Source organism: Ruegeria sp. CDSA246 (genome assembly GCF_059611225.1).
On record NZ_JBXWPD010000012.1, the window covers coordinates 1 to 14,967 of the forward strand.

General features: G+C 53.0%; 15 protein-coding genes and 1 pseudogene. 3 read left to right on the forward strand and 13 right to left on the reverse strand.

Annotation, left to right across the window (positions count from 1 at the left end):
- Positions 1-309: 309 nt before the first annotated feature.
- Genes AC2FI9_RS15855 through AC2FI9_RS15865 form a run of 3 tightly spaced genes read right to left on the reverse strand, consistent with a single transcriptional unit; the run spans position 310 to position 2,313 of the window.
- Positions 310-1,362, reverse strand: coding sequence for an adenylate/guanylate cyclase domain-containing protein (locus AC2FI9_RS15855; RefSeq protein WP_496768959.1), 1,053 nt, complete (start codon positions 1,360-1,362; stop codon positions 310-312).
- Positions 1,359-1,748: a DUF1987 domain-containing protein gene (locus AC2FI9_RS15860; protein WP_496768961.1), complete on the reverse strand. Its 390-nt coding sequence runs from the start codon at positions 1,746-1,748 to the stop codon at positions 1,359-1,361. Before AC2FI9_RS15860 ends, AC2FI9_RS15855 begins: the two co-directional genes overlap by 4 nt.
- A 10-nt stretch (positions 1,749-1,758) precedes the next feature.
- Complete coding sequence (locus AC2FI9_RS15865) at positions 1,759-2,313, reverse strand: SiaB family protein kinase (protein ID WP_496768963.1); 555 nt, start codon at positions 2,311-2,313, stop codon at positions 1,759-1,761.
- Between the two features lie 120 nt (positions 2,314-2,433).
- Here AC2FI9_RS15865 and AC2FI9_RS15870 point away from each other — a divergent pair, with 120 nt between their 5' ends.
- The 3 genes and pseudogenes from AC2FI9_RS15870 to AC2FI9_RS15880 all read left to right on the forward strand — a co-directional run.
- On the forward strand, positions 2,434-2,811 hold the full coding sequence (locus AC2FI9_RS15870) for a hypothetical protein (protein WP_496768965.1): 378 nt from the start codon (positions 2,434-2,436) through the stop codon (positions 2,809-2,811).
- Between the two features lie 25 nt (positions 2,812-2,836).
- Positions 2,837-4,303, forward strand: a complete 1,467-nt coding sequence (locus tag AC2FI9_RS15875; protein WP_496768967.1) for a SpoIIE family protein phosphatase — start codon at positions 2,837-2,839, stop codon at positions 4,301-4,303.
- Positions 4,304-4,942: 639 nt separating this feature from the next.
- A pseudogene (locus tag AC2FI9_RS15880) lies at positions 4,943-5,055 on the forward strand (IS5/IS1182 family transposase); the annotation flags it as partial.
- Positions 5,056-5,082: 27 nt separating this feature from the next.
- Here the strand turns inward: AC2FI9_RS15880 and AC2FI9_RS15885 are convergent.
- From AC2FI9_RS15885 to cpaB, 10 genes are all read right to left on the reverse strand, one after another.
- Positions 5,083-5,568, reverse strand: a complete 486-nt coding sequence (locus AC2FI9_RS15885) for a prepilin peptidase (RefSeq protein ID WP_496724163.1) — start codon at positions 5,566-5,568, stop codon at positions 5,083-5,085.
- A complete protein-coding gene (locus AC2FI9_RS15890; RefSeq protein WP_496768970.1) occupies positions 5,558-6,370 on the reverse strand; it encodes a helix-turn-helix transcriptional regulator in 813 nt (270 codons plus the stop codon). Before AC2FI9_RS15890 ends, AC2FI9_RS15885 begins: the two co-directional genes overlap by 11 nt.
- Positions 6,371-6,637: 267 nt before the next feature.
- Positions 6,638-7,639, reverse strand: a complete 1,002-nt coding sequence (locus tag AC2FI9_RS15895) for a type II secretion system F family protein (RefSeq protein ID WP_496768972.1) — start codon at positions 7,637-7,639, stop codon at positions 6,638-6,640.
- A gap of 10 nt (positions 7,640-7,649) precedes the next feature.
- Positions 7,650-8,621: a type II secretion system F family protein gene (locus tag AC2FI9_RS15900; RefSeq protein WP_496768974.1), complete on the reverse strand. Its 972-nt coding sequence runs from the start codon at positions 8,619-8,621 to the stop codon at positions 7,650-7,652.
- A 3-nt stretch (positions 8,622-8,624) separates the two neighbouring features.
- On the reverse strand, positions 8,625-10,013 hold the full coding sequence (locus tag AC2FI9_RS15905) for a TadA family conjugal transfer-associated ATPase (protein ID WP_496738143.1): 1,389 nt from the start codon (positions 10,011-10,013) through the stop codon (positions 8,625-8,627).
- A gap of 14 nt (positions 10,014-10,027) precedes the next feature.
- Positions 10,028-11,236, reverse strand: a complete 1,209-nt coding sequence (locus tag AC2FI9_RS15910) for a CpaE/TadZ family protein (RefSeq protein ID WP_496724153.1) — start codon at positions 11,234-11,236, stop codon at positions 10,028-10,030.
- 24 nt (positions 11,237-11,260) lie between these two features.
- Positions 11,261-11,956: a TadE/TadG family type IV pilus assembly protein gene (locus tag AC2FI9_RS15915; protein WP_496768976.1), complete on the reverse strand. Its 696-nt coding sequence runs from the start codon at positions 11,954-11,956 to the stop codon at positions 11,261-11,263.
- Entirely contained in the window at positions 11,953-12,459 is a 507-nt protein-coding gene (locus AC2FI9_RS15920; protein ID WP_496768977.1) for a TadE/TadG family type IV pilus assembly protein, read from the reverse strand. The genes AC2FI9_RS15915 and AC2FI9_RS15920 overlap by 4 nt, the downstream gene beginning before the upstream one ends.
- Before the next feature lie 5 nt (positions 12,460-12,464).
- Positions 12,465-14,048 carry a pilus assembly protein TadG-related protein gene (locus AC2FI9_RS15925; protein WP_496768979.1) on the reverse strand — a complete coding sequence of 528 codons (1,584 nt, stop codon included), beginning with the start codon at positions 14,046-14,048 and terminating at the stop codon, positions 12,465-12,467.
- A gap of 8 nt (positions 14,049-14,056) precedes the next feature.
- Positions 14,057-14,872 carry a Flp pilus assembly protein CpaB gene (gene cpaB, locus AC2FI9_RS15930; RefSeq protein WP_170558864.1) on the reverse strand — a complete coding sequence of 272 codons (816 nt, stop codon included), beginning with the start codon at positions 14,870-14,872 and terminating at the stop codon, positions 14,057-14,059.
- Positions 14,873-14,967: the final 95 nt, after the last annotated feature.

Here is a 14,967-nt window from a genome sequence, read left to right on the forward strand (position 1 = left end):
TAATCAAACCAACCAGATGAGCCACATCCTCTCTTAGATCAGAGCGCCATCTGTCCCAAAATCCCTGACGACGGACACAAGGGTAGGTCTTTATTCTGCGGTCGCAGATCGCATTGCAGCCGTCCGCTGCAAGAGCAATCTTTTGGGTTGGGTGAGCTCACAGTCCGCGGGCGAAGCTACCTTTGAGGCAGGTTACATCTAATTCAGATGTATGAACAAAACTGACCTTGTCCACGGCATGGAACAATTCTTGAGAATTCGTGGGAATTTTCTGAGACACGTTCAAACACTGGCTGCGAGACCTCAGTGTTAGTTTTTGCGGAGTGATGCAAGAGCCGTTTTAAGTATCTCTAAGCTTGCGGCGCGTTCTTCTGGTGTCATCGAGCTCGGGTCCAACACCATTTGAAAATTCGGGTTTTCATATACTACTTTTTCTGCGCACGGTCTCGATTTCTTTTGACCCAAGACACGGTATGTCATGACAGGTTGAGCCACGCCTTTGACTTGGATAGCTCCAACTTCTTCGGTCTCTATTTCGTGGTTCACGTGCGCCCAGGTTTCGTACGAGATGTAAATCTCTCCTTCCTCGGCCTGATGCTCCAACCTTGATGCCACGTTCACAGAGCCGCCGATAATAGTGTAATCCATTCGGTCGTCACTTCCAAAATTCCCAACCGTACAAAAGCCTGTATTGATACCTATACGGCATTGTAAATGTTGCCTTATTCCATGACGAATCCATTTTGCCCGCAACTCTGTCAACTTGTCTCGCATTGCAATTGCCATTCTCACACATGCCAAAGCATCTTCCCGCACCCCTTTAGTCTCCGGGTCTCCAAAGAAAACAAGGATTGCGTCCCCGATAAACTTATCTATCGTCGCACCGTGGTTCAGAGCGACTTCCGCCATTTCGGTCAGGTAGCTGTTCAGGAGTTCTGTTAAATCTTCCGACTCCATCTGATCCGTAAGCTCTGTGAAGCCGGCGACGTCCGAGAAAAACACTGTCAGCTTTTTTCGCTTACTCGCGAGTTTAACTTCTTGGCGACCGGAAAAGATCGAGTTGTAGACTTGAGGCGATAAGTATTTGGCAAGCTTTCCTGACAATGCCTCCAGCTCTTGGTTCTTTTGGGCAACCTCTTCGGCGGCGATGCGCTGTTTTTCGGCTAATGCATTCAGTTCCCGCTCGTTACGATCACTCAATCGCATCATGCGCCGCGTGGTTCTGAGCAGCTTTCTGTATTCTCCGACAAGGTTTTCAATTGATTTGCGTGTTTCATCATTCGGAAACTGTCCACTGTTTATAGCTGCTTCCGCGACTTCCAAAGCCTCATTCTCGCGAACAAAGAGATCGTCGATAGTCATCGATCCGACAACTTTTCCAGTGTGAACTTGGCATGTTTCAGGTCTTCCCCAAACTCCTCCCCAAGTTCTTCCATGGTCGCGTCTTCGGGGTCGTGAAACCAATAGACGTCAACTCTATTCCCCGCCTCAGCAGCGGAATCCAAAAGCTCCATGATCATCATGATGGCCTTGGCGCTGGACGAATTGAAATAGATGAGTTCAAAGTCAAAACGACATTTGGACATTAAACCATCCGACAACCAACTTTTCAAAGCATCAAACAACGGGTTGTAAAACGTCGTAACATCCTCAGGGTAGGATTCCCCAATCAGTTTGAGGTGGCCAACGTCAAAATCGAACGCCACGGCCGGGGTGCGGTTTGTTGCTGGGATATCAATTTTCTGCATTCGTACCCTCTTAAATCGTCGCTTTGAGTGCGAAGAATGCGTGCTGATCGTCAATCCGCATAAAATCAAACTCGATTGGCCTTGACGCTCGACGCGCAATTTCAATTAACCCGATACCTGCATTATTGCTGACGGCGTCAGTTTCTGACCGGAGTTGGCCTTTGTACGCAGCCCTAAGCTCCTCACGATTCATGGCGCGTAGTTCGGAAAGTCGTTTTCGCATGTTGTCTACGTCACTCAAAAGGATCAGATTGCCCGCATGAACGACATAGCCGTTGGCCTCATTTCCTATGGTCACGATGCCGTAACTTATATCCAGTACCTCGGTCTCACCGTCGGCTGATAGCCGTTCGACTGAATATCTGATGATGTTCTGCATTTGCTCTACGAAAACAGCGAAAACGCTTCGGAGAGTTTTTGTGTCAGCATCTTCAGACACTAATTTCTGCTTTAACGCATCGCCAACACCACTGAGGATACCTTCGGTTACATAACCACTGTATGCAAAGACAACACCTTGTCGGCGCAGGTTGGCGCGTAGATCATAGACTTCGCTTGCAAGCATCTGTTCCCCTTGGTCATGCTTGGGTGGCACCAAGTTCAATTCAGGTCTTAATATCATAAGATACACATTTATGCATTTTCAGTGTATCAATTGTGCAGTGTTGTTAGTGGGGAGGTTTATATGATTAGGCTATTGTGTGTGGTTGCCGTAGTAATATCGTCCGACCCGGCTACAGCCGCCGACATTCCAACAGAGATCAAGGCAAAGCTCCAATCCGCCATGATTTCGCATGTCGATGGGGTAATGGTCGACGGTTCTTACACGTATCTGGACACGACCACCAACGCGTTTGAAACCGTTTACCCTGCGAATGTTCATCCCATGGTTCTTCTTGCGGGAAGTGACTATTTCGTCTGCTCTGAAATGATAACCGAAGATGGCGATACCGTGACGGCGGACTTTCTTGTGCGTGAAGTTTCCGGGGATTACAAAGTTGTACAGATGATCGTCAACAATCGTGGCGCTCTTCAGGCCGCGATGAAGAACATCGGGAACTAGATGCCGGACACTATAGAGGCATTTAGTGCGTAAACTCTGGACATCTTTGAAGCGCCGAATATTTCTGAAGCATATTCTGGCGACGCTCCTGCTCGGAGGCGTGTTAAATGCCATTGTGCTTCTTTTTTACTATGAATTCAAAAAGCAAGCTCAAACGGATCAGGTTGCCGCGGAAGTTGCAACGATTGCCAATCGGATCGCGCGTCCGTTGGCTGAATTGGTTGAAGCAGGAAGTCTTGTGCAAGCAACGAGCCTGCTGGCTGTCTATTCGGGTTTTCCTTACGTTATTTGCGCCGAACAGAGGTTAGAGCAAAGCTCAGAAACCTTGGTTTCCTGGCCTGCTATAGGATGCGACAAGATAAAAAAACCTGGTTTAGACATCGTCGTTTCTGTTCCGACGGCCGCAGGGCCGACAACGATGTTGGCCCGAATTGATCAGGCGATCTTGAACGATGAGTTAAGGACAGAAGTGGGGGTTGTGGTCCTTCTTGGAGTTCTCGGGGGATTTGCGCTCATCTTAGCAGGCGCTGCTGCATTTCTTTGGCTCATCAACAGACCTCTCGGCCAAATGTTGAAAGCCATTGAAAAGTTCGAGCGATACGATGACCCTCAAATTGTCCCATACGAGTCAGAAGATGAGATTGGCAAGGTTGTTCAAAGCTATAACTCAATGCTGGATCGCGAGGTTGAACGTGTCAATGAAATCCGCGAGGCGCACCACCAGATCGTCGCAAGCGTAAACTATGCCACGCGAATTCAGCAGGGTTTGCTGCCCACGACAAGCCAGTGCAAGGCCGCCTTTGCTGATTTCGCTGTCATATGGGAACCACGCGATTTGGTTGGTGGGGACATCTACTGGATCAAAACGGATGGCCCAATTACGACGCTCGCCGTAATTGACTGTACTGGACATGGCGTTCCCGGAGGCTTCATGACCATGTTGGCAATCGCTACACTCGAGCGGCTCTACTTCGAAAATGAAACGCTTAGCCCGTCACTGGCGCTGTCCAAGTTGAGCGACTTGACGCGTGCACTTTTAAATCAGGATACTGCAAACGGGACTTCTAACGACGGCATGGACGCTGCGATATGCCAGATCGATTCAGCAAAAGGGGTTGCGACGTTTGCAGGCGCGCACATGTCTCTTTTGGTCAAATCCAAGACTGGAATTGACCGAATCCGAGGCGATAAGCTGAGCATTGGGTATGTGGATACTCCAATTGGTCCAAAATTCTTGGAACACGAAGTTCAAATGGATCAAATAGCAGATTTTTTTATTTCAACTGATGGGTTGATTGATCAATTAGGTGGAGAAAAACGTTTGGCTTTTGGCTTCCAGAAAGTTGTATCTGTATTCGAACAGGAAGAGTGGTCGTGTTCGGAAGATCTATTGTCGGCTATTCACGGCGCTTACCAAGATCATAGTACGAATGAAGAACGTTTGGATGACTTAACCATGATCGCTTTTCGCACTGCCCGAAAAACAGATTAAGGTGCGTTTGTGAGATGCAACGCCCTCTGCTTATCCGTAAACGTTGATGTCTACTCCTGTACTACCTAAGGCTTTGTTAGGCTTTAATAAAACTGAGGTGACGTCGGTTTTTCCTCGCTGAACAGACCCTACAATAGACTGACCATTCTACAGGGCGCTTCGGAGGCATAGGTGCGGCCGCGGGATCGTCGAGATCGTCATACTGAACCTGAATGGCCGCTTTTTGAGTTTCCCATGAATTACTTTGCGACTGCAAAGAACGGCAGTGCCCGTCCCGCGTGTTACTGTGGCATGTCTGGTTTGGGCTGCCTGCGGTATTTGATTCCGAACAGGCGAAAGGCGGAAAAGTTCGCACAGCAGACACTTGTCGCGATTTAGCGAACGACGGCTTAGAGCCCAAACTGGACACTGGTTCGCTACGCAGCATTGATCAATTTGGACGGCAACCGGACATTCTCTGCAGGCGCAAATTGGAGAGCCTTCCTATCGCTAAGCGATCATTCGGCTCCAACACGGTGCTGTTTGTCGGATCAACCCCAACATCTTTCTGGCCTAAGCGCTGTCGCCAACAACCTGAAAACCGCTAAAATGAATTTTCCTCACAGTTCATAAAGCGATGTGGTGCTCACCACACCACCCCAGATCATGTTTGGCCAGTTCAAAGATTGGAGACACGTTGCCATCTGCTACGACAGTAACCTAATGGCCTTCCGTTCTGCCCTAGCACTCCAGCAACCGTTATTTATTGGCTATTCGGCCTAAAACTATCTTGGATAGTACTACCCCAAACCCATCGCAACCAAGGGCAATAATACACCCGACATGGCTATCGATACACCCATCGGATAGCTGGCTTTTGGTCGCAATGCGAGCCAGCGGCATTCCGGAAATCCAATTATCGAGCGGCTTGTGATCACAAACAGCATGCCCACGGCCATGGACAGGGTGAAAGTGTAAAAGAACAGCAAAAGAAAGTAGCTGGGCACAAACAATGTCAGCGCGGCGATTGCCTTTACGTCCCCTCCACCCCACAGGCGTAGCGTGAAACCAAGAAAACCAACGACAAAAACGCCAACGCCGAAGACCGCGCGGTACACCGTCTCGTGCAACGATAGAAACACGGGCGCGGAGAGGACAAAAGCGGCGAGCATCATCAGCACCAGCTTATTGGATATCCTGAGGTTCTTCAGGTCATTCCATGCCATTGCGGCCAAAAGCGGAGTAATGACGATCAAAGGGGCGAGCTGCGCGACTTCAGGCGACATTTTCGCTACCTGCAGTCGGCGATTGGCGCTTGACCATCGGGGTCAGCAAATCATGAATCAATTCGGGTTGAGATGACGTTTCTGTTTTCACGTAGATATTGCGAAGATGTGTACGCAGTGTCGAAATTGAAATCGACAACTCGGACAACAAGGCATTGTTGTTTAATCCCCGCGCCAATAACAGGCAAACCCGATATTCCGAGCGACTCAGCCGACAAGGGTTGTCCAAAGACAAAATGCTTTTTGGTTCTTTCTTGATAAGCTTTCGGCGCGTGTTTTTCAGCTTCGCTTCGGAAAACCGACCAAGAGATCTTTTCTTCCAGCAATCCGACAGAACATGGCCCAGAACGCTCAGAATATCTACCACGGCCGAAGAGATGGGGTGGCTGAAATGCAATTCCAGAAAGTCGGCGACACCATTTTGCCTTTCCAGCAAAATGGAAACGGACTCGTAAAATCTGCGGAACGCATAGAACTCTGACAGATGTTCATATTCGGAAAGGTCATCGAGGTCGCCGAACCAAGCCGACCCCAGTTTGGCCCGGCTCATGTTGTTGCCGCAGATGGCAGGCGCGATGCAGAAGTCGAAACCGCTGAAACTGTCCGGCGTCTTGTGATTGGCGTCGTAGCTCACCACTTTTGCCGAATTCTGATTGCCTTGCAGGTCGACCCGGCTGATTGCAACCACTTCCGCGTCAATTGCGCGAGCCGTTTCACGCAGTGCGTTTAGCAGTGGAACTTTCCCCTGAGAGGCCTGGCAAAGGACCGCCACGACCCTAAGAAGTTCTGAAGTCGGTGCCATTGCATCTGGCGCGAAACGATGCGCCGAAAACATACCATTCATACCGTTTAATACTGACCGAAACCCGATCAACCCTTTCGACAAACGCCCCCACCCGTCGATTGTGTCTCGATTTTTTTTGCGTGGCCGGACTCCACTTAACTGCATATAAGCTTAGTCATACTTCCCTAAAGCGGGCAAAAAGGTTCGCAACAAGTATTCTGTTTGTTCTCCTTTTGGAAACACGGCCTGTTTGAACACGTTATTGATGTGGAACCGGGCACAAATTCACGCCCCAAAGCCCCGGAAGTATCGAATCATCGAAGGTGCGGCGGTGATGATGATCAGCGTCGGCAGCATCAGCGCAGCCAGAACGGCGGACATCTTTACCGGTAACTGATTTGCCAGTTCCTGCGCCCTGGTTTCGCGGGAATCCCGCATTTCAGATGCATAGGTGGTCAGGGCTTCGGACATGCTCGTTCCATAACGAATGGATTGCTGGACGACTGTGGCAAATGACTGGATTTCATCAACCCCTGTACGCCGCGCCATGTCAGACAGCGCGGTTGCGCGGGGACGCCCAGCCTGAATCTCGTGTTGTGTGTTCAGAAACTCAAAGGCCAGATCAGGGGAGGCCAGCGCCAGTTCGTTTCCGACCCGGGTCATAGCTGCATCGAAGCCTAAACCGGCGTGAAGCGAAATCTGCAACAGGTCGAGGGCATTTGGAAACGCGTCGCGGATACGTTGCTGACGCTCCTTACGGCGACGCTTCAGCCAGGCTGCGGGTAGAAAATATCCGACGGCCGTCAGCAAACCGATAAGCTGTATGGCGTTGGCTTTGCTGATGGATTCAAAAATGTCCGTAATCGCGCTGGGAACTGGAATGCCAGGAGTTCTTGAGGCAACAATGAGCAGACCCACAATCATCGGCACGAAAATCCCAAACCAAACCCGCGTCAGCGTATAGATCCGCAGGGCATTCCGGCCGGTCAACCCGGCTTGAATAAGCTGATCCTCAATCTTGCGCCGCTCAGACTCTTTGCTGGGTAGCGCTGCTCTAAAAAGGCCTTTTGGTGTAGCAATGGTTTCCCGCAACAGTCCACGGTCGTTGCGGGCCCCATATCTTTGGGCGCGCAGTTTGGCGATGCGGACGGCCGCGGGATGGCGGCGGCTTAACGCCGAGGTTACAGCAACGAACACCAGCAAAACGCCGAGGCCAAAGATGGTCAGCAGAATTGTTTCGGCTGGCAGACCGAAACGAAGCGACATGATTTCCAGCATATATTCCATGAAACTGCCCTCAGATACGGAAATTGACGAGTTTGTGCAGGATGATGACGTTCGAGACCATCAGAACGACAACCAGCACTGCAAGTTTGATGAATGCGGGATCGTCACTGATATCGGTGTAATATCCCGGTGCGTTGATCGACATTACCCCCATGATCACCAGCGGAATGATCGACAAAAGAAACCCGGACAGGCGCCCTTCTGCGGAAATGGCCTTGATCCGCGCACGCAATGCAATGCGCCGTCTGACCACGGTAGCCAGAACGGACACGATCCGCTCCAGATCGCCACCAGTGCCGTGTTGGATTGCCATGCTTGCCGCCAGGTACTGTGCATCTTCCGAACCGACCCGGTCAGCAAAGTCCTGAACCGCGTCGGGCAATTCGTCGCCAAAACTGATCTGGTCGAAAATGATGCCGAACTCGGACCCGATAGGGTCTTGCATCTCGTCCGCGACGGCTTTGATCGAGGTGTTGACCGGGTGGCCAATTTTCAGGCCACGCGCCATCAACTCTAGCGCATCGGGCAACTGGCTGGTCAAAGCTTTTTGGCGTTCAGCCTGCCGCGATTTCACCACCAAAGCCGGCATGACCACACCCAGGACGAGTGCGATCGGGGCCGTCTGCCAAGGCGGCAGAAACATCATACCGGCGGTTGCGATCGCCAAGGTACCAAACAGGCAAAGCAGCACAAAATTCTTCGCTGAAACATGCAGCCCCGCCTGAACTAGCGTATCCGGCAAGTTCCCAAAAAAAGGGATCTTCGCAAAAAAACCTGTCTGGGTCTCGGGAAGCAGCAAGGCGAGCCGATCTTCATCGGTAACGCCTTGCCGGACCATGCGCATTCGGCGGTTGCGGGCCTCGGAGTGGTTTTCACTGCGACGGGCAAAGTGGAACACACCGGTAACCAGCATGAAAATTCCGACGAAGACGCAAGCGAGCGTCAGATAGTTAAGAAGTTCGGCTGTGTTAATACTGGTCATGCCTCAGCCTCCTGATACTCGGAAGGTCTCGGGTTCGAGATCGACGCCAGCGGCTGTGAGCATGTCATAGCATTTCGGGCGAATCCCAGTGGGAACAAACTTACCAAGCACCTCGCCGCTTTCCGCGCGGCCTTTCTTCTGGAACACGAAGATGTCTTGCATGGTGATGATCTCACCTTCCATCCCGGTTATTTCCGAAATGCTGGTGACGCGGCGCGACCCATCCGCCAACCGCGACAGATGCACAATAAAGTGTAACCCCGACGCGATCTGGGATCGAATGGCTGCGGCGGGAAATTCGATACCCGTCATCGTGACCATCTGCTCCAGACGGCCCAATGAATCGCGCGCCGAGTTTGCATGTACAGTCGTCATCGAGCCATCATGACCCGTATTCATGGCTTGAAGCATGTCGAAGGTCTCCGCTCCGCGAACCTCACCGACAATGATCCTGTCGGGGCGCATACGCAGCGCGTTTCGCACCAGATCACGCTGAATTACCTGGCCGTCGCCGGACGGGGATGGCGGGCGTGTTTCCAGTCGCACAACATGCTCCTGCTGGAGTTGCAGTTCGGCTGCGTCTTCAATGGTGACGACACGCTCGCCATGGTTGATATACGAAGACAGGGCGTTCAACATCGTTGTCTTACCCGACCCCGTCCCGCCTGCAATCAGGACATTCAGGCGCGCAAATACCAGCGATTGCAAGAACCGTGCGGCGGCATCGTTCAGAGCGCCATTTGCAACCAGCTTTTTCATTGTCAGTTTCGACTGGGCGAATTTTCGAATTGAAACACTGGGGCCGTCAATCGAACACGGGCGGATGATTGCGTTTACACGGCTGCCATCTTCCAGCCGGGCATCCACCCAAGGCTGGCGCTCATCCACGCGTCGGCCGATCTTGCTGACGATCTTGTCGATAACACGCAACAGGTGCTTTTCATCCCGGAACCGCACCGGCACGCGTTCCAGCAGGCCAGAGCGTTCGACATAGACCGTCTGATAACCGTTAACCAGAATGTCATTGATAGTTGGATCAGCCAGCAATGGCTCCAACGGGCCAAGCCCCAGAATTTCGTCCAGAAGTTCTTCGACGATGCGGTTGAAGTCTTCGGTATTCAGTGGCTTGCCCGCTTGGGATAAAGCGCTGCCGACAACCCCGGCGACTTCGCGCCGCAGCACGTCTTTTTCAACCTTTTCGATCACTGCAAGGTTCAAGCGTTCCAGCAAAGCCTCGTGCAAAGTGCTTTTGAGCTCAAGCCAATCTGCCAGTTCTGTATCTTCGGCGGCAGTGTCTGGCTGAATGTCCTGGGCCTGCGGTTCGGCACGTTGATTCAGCTGGATAACTTCGGCCTCATTGGTTCGTCCGGCGCGCGTAAACTTTTCAAACATCCCTTAGACTCCAATTAGGCTGCGTTGTTTCTCAGGTCGGCTTTTCCGACCATCGTTTCATTTATGATTTTTCGACCCACCGAGCGGATCGCCTTGGACAGGGCACAACTGCCTGAGGCCTGCGACAGCAACTGACCCCGATCCAGCGCCTGCTTTGCGTGTCGCGCGTCGCTGGGAAGCCAGAACCGCAATTCGCGTTCCAGCACCTTTTGGGCTTCAACATGTTGGCTTGACCGGAATGTCGGTTTCGTTTCTTGGCTGATGACGATCTCAACCGGAGGTTCGAGCCGCTCTTTTGTGAAGAATTCGATCAAACGGCAGGACTGGCGCACTGAAGAAACCGAGCTGTCGCCCACCATGAGCATCCGGTCCGACGCGGTAACAACCGCACCCAGCCAATCGACCAGTACGCGTGGAAGATCAATGACGACAAAGTCGAATTCCAGACGCAGGTTCTCGATCAGCGCGCTGATCTGTTCGCGTGTCAGAACATCCAGAGGAATTAATTCTTCGGGAGCGCTCAGGACTTCCAAGCCGGATGCATGTTGCACCAGAGATTGTTGAAGGAACGTCCGGTCCGGCATGACCCCGTTTTGAGCCATTCTCAGAAGCCCCGAGGAAGGCTGCAAGTCCAAGGACGTTGCCACGGTGCCAAATTGCAAATCCAGATCGACGACAGCGACCTTGTTTTGTGTCTTTTTCCGAAAGATACCGGAATATCCCTGCAACTGGTCGGCCAGATTAATAGACAGCGTTGACGCACCGATGCCACCGCGGGCCGGACATACGCTGATGATCTGTCCCAATCGCTGCGGTTGCGGCGCATAAATGGTGGGCAACAAAGATTTGTCGACCGTCAGACGTTGGATCTGCTCAGCCAGTTCGTCCTGCCCGATGGGATAGGGCAAAATCTCATCGACACCCGAATTGTTCATCGCGCGCACCTCGGTCAATGAGATGTCACGGTCGCTAAGTGCCAGCAGGGTGCCGCGGGGACCGGCGTTACGACGAAGATCGCTGACAGTCTCCAGATCCAATTCACCTGAAAAGCTGAACACCAGCAGGTCATTTTCACTCATCAGATCACAGGCGCGGCCGTTTACCGAAGACAATGTTCCGGAGTGCGTCTCGAGCGAAAGATCGTCGAGCCGGTCGACGGCCTGGGCGACTGAATTCTTAATCGCCTCATTATCAGAGATAAGGGCTAATGATTTTTGAGTCATTTTGCAGCTCCCATGGTTAGAAATTCAACCGTTGACTCCGCTGGCGAGGTCTTCGCCAGGAAGGGTTGCGGTAAAGTCGGAAAATATCTTGAAGCCCGTTGTCGCGGTGGTCAGCGCATCGGTTTGCGGCGTGGAACCGCCCAAAACCAGCGCTGCGATCGAACCCAACGGAGAGACAAACCGGAACGGAAGCTCTTCGATTGTCACTGTGACCATCGGTACATAGGGGCCACCCAGGAAATTCATTTCCGGGTCGAAGTTGTAAGTGAACGTGATGTTGCTTTCGTCAAAAGTTGCGGTGGGATCGTTGGGAACGGCAAACTGAAGCATGTTCCAGATGTCGGTCACGGTGGTCTGGGCAGCTGCATTCGCGGGGGCCGCACCGGTGCATATGGTGGTGGCCGGTTCGACACAGACGCCAGCAGCGAAACTGCAATTGGTTCCGAACCGCGGGCCGGTGATATCGGTATAGGTGCCTCGGCTGTTGGTTGTCGGAACACCGCCACATGCGGGTGGCATCACTGCAGCCATCCGAGCGGCGACCTGTGCTGTTTTTTCAGCAGCCACATAGTGGAAGGCCAATCTGCCGAAATCTATCAAGCCCAGGAAAATCAAAAGGAACAACGGCAGGACAAAGGCAAGCTCAGTGACCGTCGACCCATCTTCCTGACGGCCAAGTCGCGACATTTCGCGGGTTATCTTTTGAATGCGGCGGATCATGGTCCAAACACCCGGCTGCGATCTGTGATCGTGGTTTGGATCTGCGCCGTTGCCGAGCCTCCAACCAATTGGAACACGGGCGTAAATGGCAGATTTGAAATTGTCAGTGACGCGGTCAGTACGGCAACCGGTGTGGGCGAAACGCGGTATTCACCTGCGTTGCCAACGCATTCGAGGGACAGAGAGTCCAGACCAACAGCAATGTCAGTGGTCGAAAGCGACGTCAGTGTATTTGAGACGGCGGTTTGAAAATCGCCGATAGCAGCGCTTGGCGAGGCAGTGCACAGGTCCGACGGGGCGATCCGGCCAACATAACGGGCAGTGTCCCGAACCCCCGTGATCGCATTTTGATAGGACCAGAAAATCCGCCCCCCTTCGACGATCAGGGCAAATGTCACCAACAGGATCGGTAAAAGGATCGCGAATTCGACCAACGCCGCGCCGAACTGGTCATTGCGGAACCGGATGAGGGTCTTTCTGATATGACGGGATGCACCAAACATGATCATTACTCGTACAGCTGAACCAGATCGTGAACGATACCGCCGACTCCGGCGCCGCCAATGCCGTCCGAAACGGTCTGAATGACTTCACCATAGATGACCGCGTTGGCACCGGTGCTGCCGGATTCAGAGGGGCGGATCAGAAACATCTCGATAAAACTGGTGACCGGAATGGTGCCCGATCCGCCGTTAAGCTCGTCCGCAAAAGTTGCGCAATCGATACCGGCGACGGTGATGACACGGCGCGTAGGATCTGCACGACCGGCTGACGCGGGTTGGCACGAAGGCATGCTGCTTTCAGCTTTACCACCAGCGGTCAGGATAGCTTCCAGAGCGGCCTGGTTGGTGACTTCAGCATTGTAGATGTCGTAGCGGGTGCCACCAGTCGGGAACCATGGCGGAATACCGGTTGGGAGAGGGCCGCTGAAATCTGCGCCATAGTTGATGGTCAGATATTCGGTAAGACCAGCAGTGAATACGCCATTGCCAATACGAGGCGTCGGGCAAGTGCCACTGGCAAAACAATCGTCAAGCGGCAAACCAACGGTCGCGGCCGGATCAAGGGCACCGTTTGAATCATAGCTAGGCGACGGCTGGCTGGTACAGTTGTTTCCATTGCCCGAAGTGATCCAACCGTCTAAGACATGCGGAGAAGAGGCAAAATTGTCGACGTCGTAGCGCGAACCGTTACTGAACTGTTTGGCGCTGGATTCAAACTGGTCGAAGCGTGTGTTAAAGCCCGCGATCATGTTACCCACGCTCAGACCCGGTCTGGTTTCAACGCCTCTTTGGCTGAAGCACATGGAAACAGCGCGCGACGCGGCCAGAGCACAAGAATCTTCCTGACCGTTTGGTGCAGGTTCGCAGGCACCAGACGCGTCGATGGCCAGATTCTGATTAGAAGACAGAAAACCAAAGTTTCCGGGACCCCAATGGCCATTGCCGCCCTGACTTACCATCCTAATCAATTGGCCCTCGGTCAGATCGAGGCTAGGTTGCGGCAGGCAGATGAACATGGGGGTGATGTCGCAGGCCATCAGGGTGAACCCTGCCACAGCCTCGGCATTGACGCTGGAGAAGGGCTGCGCATTGCCCAACAAAGCCGCCGCTGCCGCTGCGAGCGGAGTACCAACCTCGTGCGTATCGACAGTCACCCGAACGAATGCAGCATTCGGTCCGCTGACCGGATCGGTCGAATCCAGCAGTTGCGCGGGTTGAGCTGGATCAGTCGCAGTGGTCGGCGGGTTTTCATAAAACCGCAACTGGTAATCCGTTGCGCCGGACAACAGCTGATCCTTGTTCCGAACGCCAAAGCTTTGACGGTCGCGGATCATGTTTGCAGCCGCATTTGTGGCGCGGGTGATTGAATCCGGGCGACCATCAAGCTCCCCCGCAGCCGCAAGGGCAACATTGTCCGCAAAGCTCTGCAATTCCGACTGTGTGGTGGTCACCCGACCAATGTCGAATGCAAGGGCGGCCATACCGACCATGACCGACAGGGCCACCGCAACAAAGACCAGGATCGCGCCGTCTTCGGAGCTGCGGAATGGACGTATGAATTGAGCGAGGGACACGGTCAAAACCTTCATTGGTCGATTCAGTTGATGATGGATTCTGTCACTTCGGTGCCGCGGCGGACCCGAATAATCGTTTTGCGAACCGGTTCTTTGATGTCCCGCGCGACGGCTGGTTCATCAATCAGAAGATCGTTCAGTCGAGTCATGGTCAGCGTCTTGTCCTCGGTGTCATCAATGGACCGCAAGGTCAGGCTCAGCCGACCGGCACGTTGCGCCAGAGCAAGGCGCTGAACTTGATCCGGGGTAACGGCGACGGTGACCGTGCGAGCAACAACGGGTTGGTCGGTCTGTTCATCAGATTCCTGATCAACACCGATGACCCTGATATTTTGCAAAATGGTGACGGCGTGCATGTCTCTTTTTTCGCCAGTGGTCATCACCACATCGACCCGATCACCCGGGGTAACAAAACCCCCAACGGCGGTTTCAGCGTCAACCTCAATGGCCATGGCGCGATGATCTGCGCCCAGCGTCTGAACGATGGTGACCTTTTCACCAAAGTCGGAAACCTTGCTGTTCAGGATCAGTTCACCCTGAGTAATTGCGCGACGAGCGCGACGGGACGGCATGCTAGCCGCCGCAATCAGGTCGTCATAATCTGTAAAGACTCCCACGGGTACAGCACCGCGGGGCCAGTCAATGGTCGTCAGCGCGCCTGGCTCGATTTCTTCGCCAAACGAAATATCGCGCGACGCAACGACCACGCTCACCATCTCGCTCTCGGCCTCGACATTTGCGGACTGAGTATCGAATTGAATGTAATCCCGAGCGACGTAAACCGACCCTCCGGCTACGACCAGGCCCGTCAATGCTGTGAAAATGGCAGAGAGTCTCATCTGGTGCTCCTTCAGCTTTTTTTGGCGTTTATCGAATGAACCGATCTGAGTGGTTGCACTTTGCCAGCGGATCAAGAAAATATTCCGGGACGATA